Source organism: Acetobacter pasteurianus (genome assembly GCF_009914215.2).
Lineage (GTDB): Bacteria > Pseudomonadota > Alphaproteobacteria > Acetobacterales > Acetobacteraceae > Acetobacter > Acetobacter pasteurianus.
Map to the genome: position 1 here is coordinate 1,216,438 of NZ_CP039846.2, position 13,684 is coordinate 1,230,121.

The 13,684-nt window shown below is 48.7% G+C and carries 15 protein-coding genes and 1 tRNA gene; 12 read left to right on the plus strand and 4 right to left on the minus strand.

Annotated elements, in window-relative coordinates; genetic code table 11:
• Positions 1–50 precede the first annotated feature (50 nt).
• On the minus strand, positions 51–683 hold the full coding sequence (locus tag FCN51_RS19130; protein ID WP_020944494.1) for a Maf family protein: 633 nt from the start codon (positions 681–683) through the stop codon (positions 51–53).
• Between the two features lie 369 nt (positions 684–1,052).
• On the opposite strand from FCN51_RS19130, the gene hemE reads away from it, so the two are divergent.
• Genes hemE through hemJ form a run of 3 tightly spaced genes read left to right on the plus strand, consistent with a single transcriptional unit; the run spans position 1,053 to position 3,285 of the window.
• Positions 1,053–2,132, plus strand: coding sequence for a uroporphyrinogen decarboxylase (hemE, locus tag FCN51_RS19135; protein WP_160256607.1), 1,080 nt, complete (start codon positions 1,053–1,055; stop codon positions 2,130–2,132).
• Positions 2,129–2,830, plus strand: coding sequence for an HAD family hydrolase (locus FCN51_RS19140; protein WP_160256608.1), 702 nt, complete (start codon positions 2,129–2,131; stop codon positions 2,828–2,830). The genes hemE and FCN51_RS19140 overlap by 4 nt, the downstream gene beginning before the upstream one ends.
• 2 nt (positions 2,831–2,832) lie before the next feature.
• Entirely contained in the window at positions 2,833–3,285 is a 453-nt protein-coding gene (gene hemJ, locus FCN51_RS19145; RefSeq protein ID WP_160256609.1) for a protoporphyrinogen oxidase HemJ, read from the plus strand.
• A gap of 34 nt (positions 3,286–3,319) precedes the next feature.
• On the opposite strand, the gene FCN51_RS19150 is transcribed toward hemJ, so the two are convergent.
• Positions 3,320–3,895, minus strand: coding sequence for an NUDIX domain-containing protein (locus tag FCN51_RS19150; protein WP_160256610.1), 576 nt, complete (start codon positions 3,893–3,895; stop codon positions 3,320–3,322).
• A gap of 96 nt (positions 3,896–3,991) precedes the next feature.
• Here FCN51_RS19150 and FCN51_RS19155 point away from each other — a divergent pair, with 96 nt between their 5' ends.
• From FCN51_RS19155 to FCN51_RS19165, 3 genes are all read left to right on the plus strand, one after another.
• Positions 3,992–5,224 carry an MFS transporter gene (locus tag FCN51_RS19155; protein ID WP_160256611.1) on the plus strand — a complete coding sequence of 411 codons (1,233 nt, stop codon included), beginning with the start codon at positions 3,992–3,994 and terminating at the stop codon, positions 5,222–5,224.
• Between the two features lie 48 nt (positions 5,225–5,272).
• Complete coding sequence (locus FCN51_RS19160) at positions 5,273–5,857, plus strand: LOG family protein (protein WP_003623266.1); 585 nt, start codon at positions 5,273–5,275, stop codon at positions 5,855–5,857.
• Positions 5,858–5,935: 78 nt separating this feature from the next.
• Positions 5,936–6,012 (plus strand) — tRNA-Pro (locus tag FCN51_RS19165).
• A 121-nt stretch (positions 6,013–6,133) separates the two neighbouring features.
• Here FCN51_RS19165 and FCN51_RS19170 read toward each other — a convergent pair.
• Entirely contained in the window at positions 6,134–6,577 is a 444-nt protein-coding gene (locus FCN51_RS19170) for a hypothetical protein (RefSeq protein WP_160256612.1), read from the minus strand.
• A gap of 254 nt (positions 6,578–6,831) precedes the next feature.
• Between FCN51_RS19170 and FCN51_RS19175 the strand changes: the two genes are divergently transcribed.
• Entirely contained in the window at positions 6,832–7,485 is a 654-nt protein-coding gene (locus FCN51_RS19175; protein WP_160256613.1) for a hypothetical protein, read from the plus strand.
• A gap of 47 nt (positions 7,486–7,532) precedes the next feature.
• Here FCN51_RS19175 and FCN51_RS19180 read toward each other — a convergent pair whose 3' ends face one another.
• Positions 7,533–7,997 (minus strand): methylated-DNA--[protein]-cysteine S-methyltransferase, encoded by a 465-nt coding sequence (locus tag FCN51_RS19180; protein ID WP_124305392.1) that lies wholly within the window; start codon positions 7,995–7,997, stop codon positions 7,533–7,535.
• A 162-nt stretch (positions 7,998–8,159) separates the two neighbouring features.
• On the opposite strand from FCN51_RS19180, the gene mnmE reads away from it, so the two are divergent.
• The 5 genes from mnmE to FCN51_RS19205 are packed head-to-tail and all read left to right on the plus strand — an operon-like array spanning position 8,160 to position 13,683.
• Positions 8,160–9,491, plus strand: coding sequence for a tRNA uridine-5-carboxymethylaminomethyl(34) synthesis GTPase MnmE (gene mnmE, locus FCN51_RS19185; RefSeq protein WP_160256614.1), 1,332 nt, complete (start codon positions 8,160–8,162; stop codon positions 9,489–9,491).
• 21 nt (positions 9,492–9,512) lie between these two features.
• Complete coding sequence (gene mnmG, locus FCN51_RS19190) at positions 9,513–11,393, plus strand: tRNA uridine-5-carboxymethylaminomethyl(34) synthesis enzyme MnmG (RefSeq protein WP_160256615.1); 1,881 nt, start codon at positions 9,513–9,515, stop codon at positions 11,391–11,393.
• The gene (rsmG, locus tag FCN51_RS19195) at positions 11,377–11,973 is read left to right on the plus strand and encodes a 16S rRNA (guanine(527)-N(7))-methyltransferase RsmG (RefSeq protein ID WP_003623272.1); all 597 of its coding nucleotides are present in this window, start codon (positions 11,377–11,379) and stop codon (positions 11,971–11,973) included. The genes mnmG and rsmG overlap by 17 nt, the downstream gene beginning before the upstream one ends.
• Complete coding sequence (locus tag FCN51_RS19200; protein ID WP_003623274.1) at positions 11,966–12,763, plus strand: ParA family protein; 798 nt, start codon at positions 11,966–11,968, stop codon at positions 12,761–12,763. Before rsmG ends, FCN51_RS19200 begins: the two co-directional genes overlap by 8 nt.
• Positions 12,760–13,683 (plus strand): ParB/RepB/Spo0J family partition protein, encoded by a 924-nt coding sequence (locus FCN51_RS19205; RefSeq protein WP_003623275.1) that lies wholly within the window; start codon positions 12,760–12,762, stop codon positions 13,681–13,683. Before FCN51_RS19200 ends, FCN51_RS19205 begins: the two co-directional genes overlap by 4 nt.
• Position 13,684 lies beyond the last annotated feature (1 nt).

The window sequence follows — 13,684 nt, forward strand, 5'->3', positions numbered from 1 at the left end:
GTGTGCCCAGCCTCTTACATGGTCTGCCCTTAACAGGCAAGCCCCTATTTTCAGTAAAAAATCACCTTCATCTCTCTCAACGCTTCAAGAAGCGGCAGGAGAGGTAACCCCTGAATGGAAAAAGCATCCCCTTCGATATGCGCAAAAAGCTGCAGGCCCGGTCCTTCCAGCCTGTATGCGCCCACAGAAGCCAGACATGCAGGGCCTTCTGTTTGCAGATAGGCATCCAGAAAAGGTTCTGAAAACAAACGCATGGTCAAACGGGGCTGGTCAACATGCTGCCATACCACCTGACCATTCCGGCACAGCACAACCGCCGTGTGCAGGATATGGGTATTTCCCCTTAACGCCAAAAGCTGCTCACGGGCCTGCGCCAGATCCTTGGGTTTATCATACCATATGGAATCGCAGGACAGCATCTGGTCAGCGCCAATAATAAAAGCATCTGGCTGCTGGATAGAAAGCGCCTTGGCCTCTGCCAAGCCAAGTGCCACGGCTTCCGGCTTCCAGCCTTCACGTTTGCCAGCTGCTTTGAGGATGTCTTCGTTTACATCTCCAACCCGGACTTCAAAATCCAGCCCCACCTCCTCAAGCATTTTGCGCCTAGAAAAAGAACCACTCGCCAAAAGCAGTTTCGAATCTCTGTTCTGTAATGGAGTCGGCATTAGTACTAAATCCTGCATCAATTCGAGTCCCGTTCAGGTACTCGTAAAAAAATGGCCTGTGAGTACTCACCTGAGTACCGGGGTACATGTGGATTGTACGGAACTCATAACTGCGACGTACCGAGTACCGGGCACAACCCTCTAAAACGATAAACCGGTGAGTTGTACACAGCCCCGTACGGGTACTTTCTGGATAACTTTAAAAAGTCCTTGTTTTCCAATACCCTAAAATCTGTACACAGTGTGGGAAAGCTGGGGTACATTTTTGGAATACCGGGTACCCCACCATTCACAGTACTTTTAAACAACTACAAACCTATTTCTTTCTTTTTTTATAGGAAGAGGGGCGTGGACAGCGTGAACAAAGACGTGGCAGGACATCGAAGCATGATGACAGACCAACATATTCCCTCCGCCAAACGGCTTTTAAGAACACTCAATGGTGAAGCCCTGTGGCCGCCTCCAATGTGGCTGATGCGTCAGGCTGGTCGCTTTCTGCCAGAATTCCGGGCCATGCGTGCCAAGGCCGACTTTCTGACACGTTGCATGACGCCGGATATTGCAACAGAATTGACATTGCAGCCGATCAAACGCTTTGGAATGGACGGCGCTATTCTATTTTCCGATATTTTGATTTTGCCTTGGGCAATGGGACAATCCCTGGAGTTTGTAGAAGGCAAAGGTCCCGTATTGGGTGCTATTCGCTCTGAACAGGATCTGGCTAAGTTGGATCCTGCACGTATTGCCGAGGTAACAGCGCCTGTTTTGGAAACGCTGACACGCTTGCGTAAAGAATTGAATGGCCCAGATAAAATTGGTATTGCCCAGCCTGGGGCAACCACTCTGCTGGGTTTTACGGGGGCACCCTTTACAGTTGCTTGTTACATGGTTGAAGGGCATGGCTCTCGCGAGTTTGCCGTTACCCGACAGATGGCTTACGCAGAACCGGTTTTGTTTGATCGGTTAATGGATTTATTGACCCAAACAACAGCCGAATATCTTTGCAAACAGATTGAAGCTGGTGCGGAAGCCGTCATGCTGTTTGATTCATGGGCTGGCCTGTTATCTCCATCAGAATTTCGCAAACACGTTATTGCGCCATCTCGTCAAATTGTTCAGACCATTAAAGCCCGCCATCCTTCTACACGTATTATCGGGTTTCCGCGTTTAAGTGGTGTATTGGTTGCTGAATACGCACGGGAAACGGGTGTAGATGTTGTAGCACTGGATACGGGCGCAGATATAAAAATTGTGCGTTCCATGGTGCCCGAACATATCGGTATTCAAGGCAATCTCGATCCGGTTGCAGTCTTGGCCGGCGGAGAGGCCATGAAGCGTGAGGCTTTGGCTATTCGTGAAGCTGGGCGAGGGCGTGCGCATGTTTTCAATTTAGGTCATGGTGTTTTACCGCAAACGCCTGTTGAACATGTTGCAGAATTGGTTAGCACGATAAGGGAAACTGCATGATGGCAGAACAACCATTGGTTCTTTCCCCTCAAGGACATCTCAAATTGATTATTTTTGATTGCGATGGTGTCCTGGTGGATAGCGAAGAAACATGTTGTCGCATCAGTGCGGAAGAAGCCCGGCGCGTCGGTATGCATGTGCCAGACGATCAAGCAGTAAAAGTATTTTCCGGCATGGCATTGCCGGGAATACAACACATGATTGAAAAGGAAACGGGTGCCCAGTTAGGAAAAGACTGGGCTAGCATGATGCAAAAACGCTTTGTGTCTGCCATGAAAAGTGGTGTTGAGCCTATTGAAGGTGTTTATGATATGCTCAACGATATTCGAAAACTTGGTGTTCCTGTAAGGGTTGCATCCAACTCATCTCAAGAAGAAATGGATGCAAAGTTTTCTATTACCAATCTTGAACACTTTTTTGAAAACCGTATTCATTCTGCACGGGATATGGGAATCCCAAAGCCTAAGCCCGATGTGTATTTAAAAGCTGCAGAAGAAGAAGGCGTTTCTCCTTCAGAATGTCTGGTGCTTGAAGACAGTGACACAGGCGCACGTGCAGCCGTTAATGCTGGCATGACTTGCGTTATGCTAAGGGCAGATGAAAAATCCATTCCTGAATGGGAAAACATTTTAAGAATTAACAGCCTTTCACAATTTGCACCATTGGTTCAAAAAGCTTTGCAACTGCAAGGGCGCTGATAATGGTTATAGATGCCCTTTTGCCGTGGTTGCGTTGGCTGATAGCGTTTCACATCATGTCTGTTATGGCATGGATGGCAGGGTTATTTTATCTGCCACGGTTATTTGTTTACCATTGCCAGGTTGCGGTTGGATCTCAGGAAAGTCAGCGTTTCAAAATTATGGAACGCCGGCTTCTTAAAGCAATCATGACACCAGCTATGTGTGCCAGCCTATTTTTTGGCGTGCTTCTTGTGCTTACACCAGGGGGCGTAGATTGGCATGCTGGGTGGTGGCATACAAAACTTACTTCTGTATTCTGTATGTTTGCTTTTCATGGATGCTGTTCACGTTGGTGTAAAGATTTTGCGGCTGACCATAACGGCCATTCAGAAAAGTTTTATCGGATTGCCAATGAAGTACCGACCATCTTGATGATGGTTATTGTTATTATGGTTGTTGTAAGGCCATTTTGAAAAAAGTCCCTGCATATCAGGGGCTTTTTTATTTCTAAATTATGTTTTTAATGCGTAAAAGACCAAATGCAGCCAGGCTGACCATACAAGTTATTTCATTTCGACGTATCATGTCTTCTACTTCCGAAAGAGGGAAAGTATGGCACGTCATGCCTTGTTCTGTATCTTCCAACTGGCGTACACCTTGGGTTAATCCGGTTGCCAAATATACATGCCCTTTTTGCGTAGAATATCCAGCTCCCTGATAAACAATGCCTGCATGTTGCAGTGTTTGAGCACGTAAGCCTGTTTCTTCCCGTAGTTCACCTGCGGCAACGTCTTCCATTTTGGCATCTGGTCGTGCTTCCCACATACCCATTGGCAATTCCCACAGTCGTTTTTTAATGGGATAACGGTATTGATTAACCAGAGTGACAGTTGGGTGGCCATCCGCAGAGGTACCTAAAGGCAGGATAACAACAAATTCGCCTCTTTCTACAATACCGTAGAGCCCATCCTTACCATTTGGTAGGCGGATAATATCTTCCCGCATACGGGTCCATGGATTTTCATAAGCAATGCGGGTGGAAACGGTAATGTAACCTTCATCATCAGGTGAAGACATATTCATGCTGGATTCCTAAGTTTTGCTTTGCATTAGCCTAGCATATGCGAGCAAATTGGTACGGATTCTGATTATGTCACACCATTACCATGAAGGAATGTAATGAACGGAGATAATGATATTGAAGTAGCATCAGATGCAGCAGGAAAAACACTGTGGTCTATCTTTACCATCGTGGTTTTTACTTTGCTTTGTTATATAGAAATCGGTTTGCAAATGGCAGTTGTGCCATTGTTTGTAAAAGAACAGTTAGGATTTAGCTCTGCACTCGCAGGGTTTGCTGTTTCTGTTCAGTATCTGGCCACATTTGTATCCCGTATTGGAGCAGGGCGTCGGATTGATACGCGTGGGCCTAAAAAAGTTGTTATTGCAGGGCTTTGTCTGGGTGCGCTTTCAGGTTTGCTGATCATGCTTGCGCCTTCTGTAGCAGCATGGCCTGTAGGAGCTTTGTTAGTTGTTCTGCTGGGCCGCATTTTTTTAGGTGTGTCTGAAAGCTGGGTGGCTACTGGTGTGATCGTCTGGAACATCCAGAGGGTAGGAGCCGCCGGAACTGCCCGCGTTATATCCTGGAATGGTGTGTGCTCTTATGGTGGTATTGCGCTAGGAGCACCTATTGCCATGATGATTTACCAGTCTCATGCTGCATTAGGTGGTTTTTGGGGCATAGGCCTGTGCTGTATGCTTATGCTGCTTTTAGGGGTGCCGTGGGCGTGGCGGCAGGTAGCCGTAAAACCGCTTTCTCCTGCTACAGGTAAGCGCCATTCTTTTATGACAGTTTTCGGTCAGGTTGCGCCGTATGGCATGGCTTTGGCTGCGGGTTCTATCGGGTTTGGCGCTATTTCATCTTTGCTCACATTGTATTTTGCTGATCAGAACTGGAATGGGGCTGCAACGGCATTATCCATTTTTGGGTGTGTTTTTGTTTTGACACGTTTTGGTTTTACCACTCAAATAACAAAGCGTGGTGGCACAATTGTTGCATTAGTTTCCTTACTCGTAGAAAGTTTGGGCTTATGTGTATTGGCTATGGGGCATTCACCCATTTGGGCAAATATTGGGGCAGCACTAACGGGTGCCGGTTTTTCACTTTTGTTTCCAGCTTTGGGGGTAGGGGCTGTAGCCCGCACAAAGCCAGAAAATAAAGGGATTGCAGTAGGCGCATTTTCTGTTTTTCTTGATATAGCTCTTGGCCTATCTGGACCCATTTTAGGGTTTATTATTCCGTTTTGGGGCTATCAGGGATTGTTTTTAACAACGGCACTTATGAGCCTTATAGGTGTCGGAATATGTGCTTTGGTTTATCGTAAGGAAAATGGATCATCCATTTCACCGTAAGAAACAGATACTTAAAACTTTAGAAACCGATTGGGAGGAACATAAAGAATGACAATTGATGTGCGTGCAGTCGCCGTATTCTGTGGTTCTCGTATGGGGGCAAAGCCCGTTTATCAGCAGGCAGCCCAGGAAACGGGAAAAGAGTTGGCCCAGGCAGGAATCCGGCTGGTATATGGTGGTGGTGCAAATGGCCTGATGGGCGTTGTGGCCCATGCTGTTATTCAGGCTGGTGGCAGTGTTACGGGGGTTATTCCTGAATTTCTGAAAACCCGTGAAAAGATGAATGAAGAAGTTTCCGAACTGATTGTTACGGATTCTATGCATACCCGTAAGCAGATCATGTTCTCACGAGCTGATGCCTTCTGGGTTTTGCCTGGTGGCTTCGGAACGTTTGAGGAGCTTCTCGAAATTCTGACATGGAAGCAACTTAAGCGCCACGATAAGCCTATTGTCCTTATTAACGTAGATGGGTGGGGTGATAAGGTTGTAGCCATGCTTGATGAGGCTGTGAAACAGGGTTTTGCCTCAGTAGACGCAAGGTCTCTGTTGAGTGTTGTACCGAATGCTGCTGCGGCTTTGGAATGCACCCGTGTTACGGAGCCTGCCGAAGCACTGGGCATGGATGTAATGTAAAACCAGACGGGCAAGGGTAGGAAGGATCATTTCTACTCTTGCCTCTTTGGCCAGAGCGCTGTATAGGCAGCGTGTAATCGGAGTGTAGCTCAGCCTGGTAGAGCACTGTGTTCGGGACGCAGGGGCCGGAAGTTCGAATCTTCTCACTCCGACCAGACTTTCCCTTAAAATGTTATTATGCAGCATAATGCGCATGATATGCGTATTGCATAAAAAAAGCTTCTGCTCAGAATAGGATTCCAAACAGAAGCATTTCTTGTAAATTATATTGTGTTATCAGGCACTTTTAACAGCATAAGACTGTACATCTGGTGTATTTGTATGCTGAAAGTTCTGCAATGTGTCTTCCAGAGAAGGCCCAATAAGCAGAGAATCCCAGCGGTGCATTTCTGTCTTTTTAGCAGCAAGAGCCGCGTGGTTGATTTCTTCCAGCTTAATGGCGGCATAAGACCCTAAACCAATGCTAGTCAAAAAAGCTGCTAGACCAATCAAGCCTGGGCCAGAAAACACATAATCATTCCAACGTGCTGTCTCAGGCAACATCTGCCACAGATATACAGAAAAGGGCGTGTTATCTACAAAATCAGCCTGGTTTACTGTGAGACCAGAATGAAAAATGGAAAACTTAAGCCCACATGCAATAAAAATAAAAGTGGAGCAGATGGCCAGGCTAAGGGCAGCAAGCCACAGGGAAACAAAAGTTGCTTTTTTCCATGCCATGAGTCCGGCCTCCTAATTTGGGGTGTTAGGGGGCAAAGCTGAAGATGAGTCTTCTCCGCTTCCTCCAATGATTAAAATGTATATCAGGAATGCAAAAAACGCAACATGAATCTGATCTTTTATCCTACCTGATCGGGCAAAAAAGCAGTGGCAAACTGTCTTTTAATGCCCATGTAATAGTTAGAAGAAAGACATATTACGGTATTATACCGTGTAAGCAGTATCCAAAGTTAAGTGCAAAGGGCACCGATGTTATGTGGACTGCAATATCCAAAAAAATAGGGCTGGCGGCCCTTTTGGTATGCGGGCTTAGCGTTCCTGTATTTTCAGCACATGCTCACCCTGGGCCAGGCGGTGGTGGCTTTGGTGGAGGGGGCGGCTTTGGCCACGGTGGTCCAGGCGGCGGTTTCGGCGGTCCTGGAGGAGGTTTTGGTCACGGTGGCTTTGGCGGGCCCGGTGGTGGCTTTGCTCATGGTGGCCCAGGCGGTGGTTTCGGTGGTCCTGGAGGAGGCTTCCCTCATGGGGGATTTGGCGGCCCACGTGGAGGCCCCGGTGGATGGGGTGGCGGCCCATGGGGATGGGGTTACCCATATTATGGGTGGGGTTATGGTGGACCGTGGGGCTACCCTTACTGGGGTGGCGGCTGGGGCTGGGGAGCACCATTTATGTTCGGTTCGGTGCTTGGTCTGGCGATAGGAAGTGCCGCTGCATCCGAATATAATTCGGCGCCGCAGCAGAGTATCTATGCACCCCCATCCTATTATTATAATGGCGCCCAACAGGGAGGCAGCGCACCTTCTTATCCACCGCCCACAAGTTATGGGAATGATACGGATTTATCTTCTGTGGTCAGATGCAGTGCCGGGAAATTTTTTAATACCCGCACAGAAAGTTGTGACACAAAATAAGCAACAGAAGGTTGGTCTTGTAACGCGAGAATCCGTATCAAAATAGTTTAGGCGTGGTGTGGAAATGTGGCGCCCTCTAAGCGGAGCAGCCACGCCTTATCATCCACACCACCATCGCCAGAATACCCTCCAAGGTTGGAAGTTCCCACGACGCGATGGCAGGGGATGAGAATAGGAATTGGGTTTCTCCCGACAGCCTGCCCAACAGACTGAGGGCTGCCACCAATTTTTTTGGCGAGTTCTCCGTATGTGATTGTTTCGCCTACAGGGATTTCCTGCAATGCCGTCCAAATTTTTTTCTGATAAGCTGTTCCATAAGGATCTAGCGGAAACGGGAAAGAGCCTACGGCCTGAGGGTCATCAAACCAATTATCCAACCATTCACGCGCTTGGCAGAGCAGGGGCGTTTCGGTTTGATCTCGGCCCCATCCCCAATCCAAAGAGATAATTTTTCCGTCTTCCTCAGATAAAGTAATTGGCCCTAAAGGGGAGTGCAGCGAGAGTTGGGGCATGAAAAGATAACCTTACTTTTGTTCAAAATCTTTTGGTGTTGTGTAACCGGAATGTGCTTCATCACAAGGGCAAGGGGGAGGCTATCATTTTTTAACCCTACGTTTGCATGAAAAACTGCATTAGAAGCAGCAGGAAGAAACAGGCATACGATAACGGGAAGGATGGCCGCGTTGGGGTATCAGGCTGAAGATACAATCTTTGCGCTTTCAACAGGAATAGAGCGTGCGGCAATTGCCGTTTTGCGTGTAAGCGGAGCAGGCAGCCGAGACATCCTTTTGCAAGTTTGTGGCAAGGAGCCAGACGCGCGCAAGGCTGTTCTTCGCAAAATCTGGAACAATGCTTCTACTCAAGATGACTTGCTGGATGAGGCACTGCTTCTCTGGTTTCCCGGTCCGCGAAGTTATACAGGTGAAGATGGTTTTGAACTGCATCTGCATGCAGGACCTGCTATTATTCGTGCTGTTTCCGAAGCGTTGGTGAATGCGGGTGCGCGACCGGCAGAGCCAGGTGAATTCACACGACGTGCGTTTGTAAATGGCCGCATGGATCTGGTTGAAGCCGAAGGCATTGCCGATCTGGTTGCAGCTGAGACTGACGGGCAAAGAAAGCTGGCCTTGGCTCAAGCTGATGGCGCATTAAGCCACTTATATTCAGGTTGGTCTGAGCGCCTAAAAAAGATTCTTGCTTTTCAGGAAGCCCTTATAGATTTTCCCGATGAAGATTTACCGCCTGAAGTGGAAGAAGGTATCAATCAGGAAATCCAAAAACTGCAGTCTGAAATGCAACAGCATATTGCCGATGGTGAGCATGGTGAGCGGATACGGCAAGGAGTTGTATTTGCTATTACAGGCCCACCAAACGCAGGCAAAAGCAGCTTGTTAAATTGGCTTACGGGTAGGGATACAGCTATTGTGTCTTCCAAAGCAGGTACAACGCGTGATGCCTTGGAGGTTGCTTGCATTCTTGCGGGTATAAAGGTGACGTTTGTTGATACGGCCGGCCTGCGAGAAACGGATGATGAAATTGAGGCAGAAGGTGTGCGGCGCGCATTGTTTCACGTGAAACAGGCAGATTGTGTATTGCAAATGTTCCCGGCGAATGAACCTCCAGATGATGTGTTTCCTGGTGCTGTTTTGATAGGCAATAAGGCAGATATTGGAGAAATTCCAAAAACCATTCAGGGTAAGCCTGTTCTTGCTATCAGTTTGAAAACAGGAAATGGGCTACCTGAATTGTATGCTTTCCTGAAAAGGAAAGTTGAGGAGCTCACAGCAGCCTCTACATCCGGTGCGCCGCTTCTTACGCGTGCACGGCATAAGGCCGGTGTGCAGGAGGCTATACAATGCCTGCAGGCGGCATTGCAGCAAGACTGGCCAGAACTGCGTGGCGAAGAGTTGCGATTAGCTATGCGGTCATTGGGGCGGCTAACGGGGCATGTTGGTGTAGAAGATCTGCTGGATACGATATTCGGCCAGTTTTGTATTGGAAAGTAAGGTGTGCAGGAAGGGCAGGCAATGAACAAGGCTTACGATGTTATTGTGGTGGGAGGCGGCCACGCTGGGTGCGAGGCTGCTGCTGCTGCTGCGCGTTGTGGTGCCAAAACGCTTTTGTTGACGCACCATAAAAATACAGTTGGCGCTATGTCCTGTAACCCTGCCATAGGCGGGATAGGAAAAGGGCATCTGGTGCGTGAAATTGATGCGCTGGATGGCGTTATGGCGCGTGCTGCAGATAGAGCTGGTATTCATTTCAAATTACTCAATCGGTCTAAGGGGCCAGCGGTGCAGGGGCCAAGGGCTCAGGCGGATCGTCTTTTATATCGTCAGGCTGTGCAGGATATTCTGGCAAACACAGAAGGGCTTGATATTGAGGAAGGTGCTGTAACGGATTTGATTTGTGATGATCAAAATTGTGTTGCTGGCGTTGCTTGTGAAGACGGGCGCCAATGGGCTGCTGGCGCTGTTGTGTTAACTACAGGCACGTTCCTGGATGGAGTTATTCATATTGGGCATAAAAGCCAACCAGCAGGAAGGATCGGAGAACAACCCTCGGTTGCATTGGCATCGCGGTTAAAAAATCTGGGTCTGCGGATTGCGCGGTTGAAAACAGGAACGCCTGCACGCCTCAAGCGCGATACGATTGATTGGGCATCACTTGCTGTTGATAGGGGGGATACATCCCCCGAGCCATTCAGCCGACTCACGAAATCCATCACAAACCCGCAAATGGTATGTGGCGTAACGGCAACAGTTTCAAAAACCCACGATATTATCAGAGAACATTTACATCTTTCAGCCGTGTATGGCGGGGCTATTTCGGGCCGAGGTCCAAGGTATTGCCCTTCTATTGAAGATAAGGTTGTACGGTTTTCGGAAAAAACAGGGCACCAGATTTTTCTGGAACCTGAAGCGCTTCCTGAACACGAAGGGGGAGATCTGGTTTACCCTAATGGTATTTCTACCAGCCTACCGGCGGATGTGCAGGATGCTATGATCCATTCTATTCCTGGTTTGGAGAAGGCTGTTATTGCGCAATACGGCTACGCTGTAGAATATGATTATGTTGACCCACGTGAACTGACGGTTTCTTTAGAACTTAAAAAGTGCCCTAATTTATTCTTGGCTGGCCAGATTAATGGCACCACCGGTTATGAGGAGGCTGGGGCTCAAGGCCTTCTGGCGGGTGTAAACGCGGCAAGAAGGGCAGGTGGGCAGAAAGCAGTTAGCCTAGACCGTGGAAAAGCTTATTTGGGCGTTATGATTGATGATCTGACAACGCAAGGGGTAAGCGAACCTTATCGTATGTTTACATCTCGTGCTGAATATCGTCTGACGTTGCGGGCCGATAATGCGGATGTGCGTTTAACCCCGATAGGGTTGAAGTGGGGCTGCATAGGTGCTGAAAGGCGTGCAGTCTTTGATCGGGATATGCAAGAGATAGACCAACTGACCCAAAAAGCAGAATCAGAAAGTTGGCCCCCACAGGCGCTTGCTCAGGTTGGTATTAAAGTAGCTCAGGATGGCCGCCGCCGAAACCTTCTGGAGGTCATGGGGCAGGCGGTGCATGAGGATACCATAGAAACTTTAGCGCCTTGGGTGCAGGAGTATTCTGAGCGTGCGCGTAGCTATGTGAGAACAGAGGCACGCTATAGCGGTTATCTGGTTCGGCAAAAGCGTGAGATCAAACAGCTTGAGGCGGAAACAGAAATCCGTTTTCCTCAGAATATGGACTTCAGGAAAATAGGTGGCTTGAGCGCTGAAATGCAGGAAAGGCTAGAGCAGGCACGGCCTGAAAGCTTTGGTGCAGCACAACGTATACCAGGCATAACACCTTCTGCCCTTATGGCTGTTCTGGCGTATCTCAAAAAAGGGCAGCACCATGCACAAGTGGCCTGAGGGTGTTCATGTTTCACGTGAAACAGAAGAAAAGCTTTCTGCCTTTGTGAGCCTTCTGGAGAAGTGGAACCCTCGTATCAATCTTGTTTCTTCCAAGGATATTGAGAATGTCTGGAGCCGACATGTTCTGGATAGTCTTCAACTTGTTCCTTTGATACAAGGCCAAAACCGATTCATTGATATGGGTTCCGGGGGAGGCTTTCCTGCTGTTGTGGTGGGGATTGCAACAGGCATACCCGGGGTTTTGATTGAATCGGACCAAAGAAAGGCGGCTTTTTTGCGTGAGGCTGCACGGCTTACCCAAACGCATTTGGAAGTTTTGCCATGCAGGCTTGAAAGTGTAAAAGTTCAGCCCGCACCTGTAGTAACGGCGCGGGCCCTAGCCCCGTTGGTGAAACTGTTGGAGTGGGCGCACCCGCTGTTACAGCCGGAAGGGAAAGCTGTTTTCCTTAAAGGGCAACAGGCTGTGCAGGAAATCCAAGAAGCGGAGCGGGTTTGGAAAATGGATGTTCGAACATATCCAAGCCAGACAAGTTCTGATGGTATGATTCTGGAAGTGAGAAATTTTAATCGTGTCTAAGGTTAAGAAAAGCGGGAAAGCCTGCCACGTTTTTGCTGTTGCAAACCAGAAAGGGGGCGTAGGCAAAACTACTACGGCCATTAATCTGGCAGCATCTCTGGCGGCTGATGGTGCTAAAGTTGTGCTTCTGGATATGGACCCTCAGGGGAATGCTTCAACGGGTTTGGGGGTCGATTATGATTCCCGCAAAGGTGGTTCTTACGCGCTTCTCATGCATGAAAAAGCTGCAGATGACCTTTTGCAGCCTACCGAAATTGATAATCTTTCAGTCATTGCAGCCAATACAGAGCTGGTAGGGGCTGAAATTGAGCTGGTGGATGCGGAGCACCGTGAAACCAGATTGCGTACGGCACTAGAGCCTTTGCGTGAGACCGTAGACTTTGTGATTATAGATTGCCCCCCAAGTTTGGGGTTGCTGACATTGAATTCTTTTGTGGCCGCAGATGGTGTGCTGGCTCCACTGCAGTGTGAGTTCTTTGCCTTGGAAGGCTTGGGCCATCTAGTGAAGACTATCGGGCGTGTGCAGAAAAATCTGAACCCAGATCTGAAAATGGCTGGCATTGTGCTGACCATGTATGACAGGCGGAATAATCTGTCTGAGCTTGTGGCTGCGGATGCACGAAGCTTCTTTGGTAAAGATGTTCTGGAAACGGTTATCCCGCGTAATATCCGTATTTCAGAAGCCCAGAGCCACGGTCAGCCTGTTATGTTGTATGATTCCAGAGCAAGCGGAACAACCGCTTATCAGGCATTGGCAGCAGAAGTCATGAAGAGGACATCGGCATCATGAGTGGTCAGTCATCGCGCAAATCCTCCGCACGCCCCAAACTTGGGCGTGGATTGGCTGCTCTGTTGGGTGATGCTGCTCCTGTAGATGAGCCTGCATCTTCTCCCAATAAATCTGCTAGCAAGGCTGCACCTACAGCCAGTTCATTACCCGTTGAAGTGTTGGCGCCAAGCCCATTTCAGCCGCGTCAGGATATGGAACCAGAAGCTTTACAGGAGCTTGCTGAATCCATTCGGGAACGGGGTATCCTTCAGCCTATTCTGGTGCGGCCTGATCCAGATAAAGCCGGGCATTACCAGATTATTGCGGGGGAACGCCGCTGGCGTGCTGCGCAGTTGGCGCAGTGCCATGAAGTGCCAGTGCATGTAAGGAACCTGTCAGAAGCAGATGCCATGGCAGCTGCTCTGGTTGAAAACCTTCAGCGTGCAGACCTGAACCCGGTTGAAGAAGCTGAAGGTTTTAGCCGGTTGATGGAAGAATATAGCTTAACCCAGGATGAACTGGCAAAAGCTATAGGCAAGTCTCGCCCGCATGTAGCCAATACGCTGCGTTTGTTGCGTTTGCCCGATGTCGTGCGGCAAGAGCTTAAAAAGGGAACTCTTTCTGCTGGGCATGCACGTGCGTTGCTGGCGCATCCAGACCCTATCCAGGCAGCCGCAGAGGTTATTTCTAAAGGGTTATCTGTCCGCCAAACGGAGGCTTTAGTTCAGAAAGCCCTTGAGCAGGCAAAAAATACAAAAGTTGAGCCCAAAGAACCTAAAGTTATGAAGGATCCGGAAATTTCTGCACTAGAGCGAGATTTGGGAACACGCTTAGGGCTTAAGGTTCAGGTTCATTTTGATGGACGCAAAGGAGGCTCTTTGCAAATCCATTATAAAAGTCTGGATCAGCTCGATGCCGTGTTGGCTATGTTAAAAACGTAAA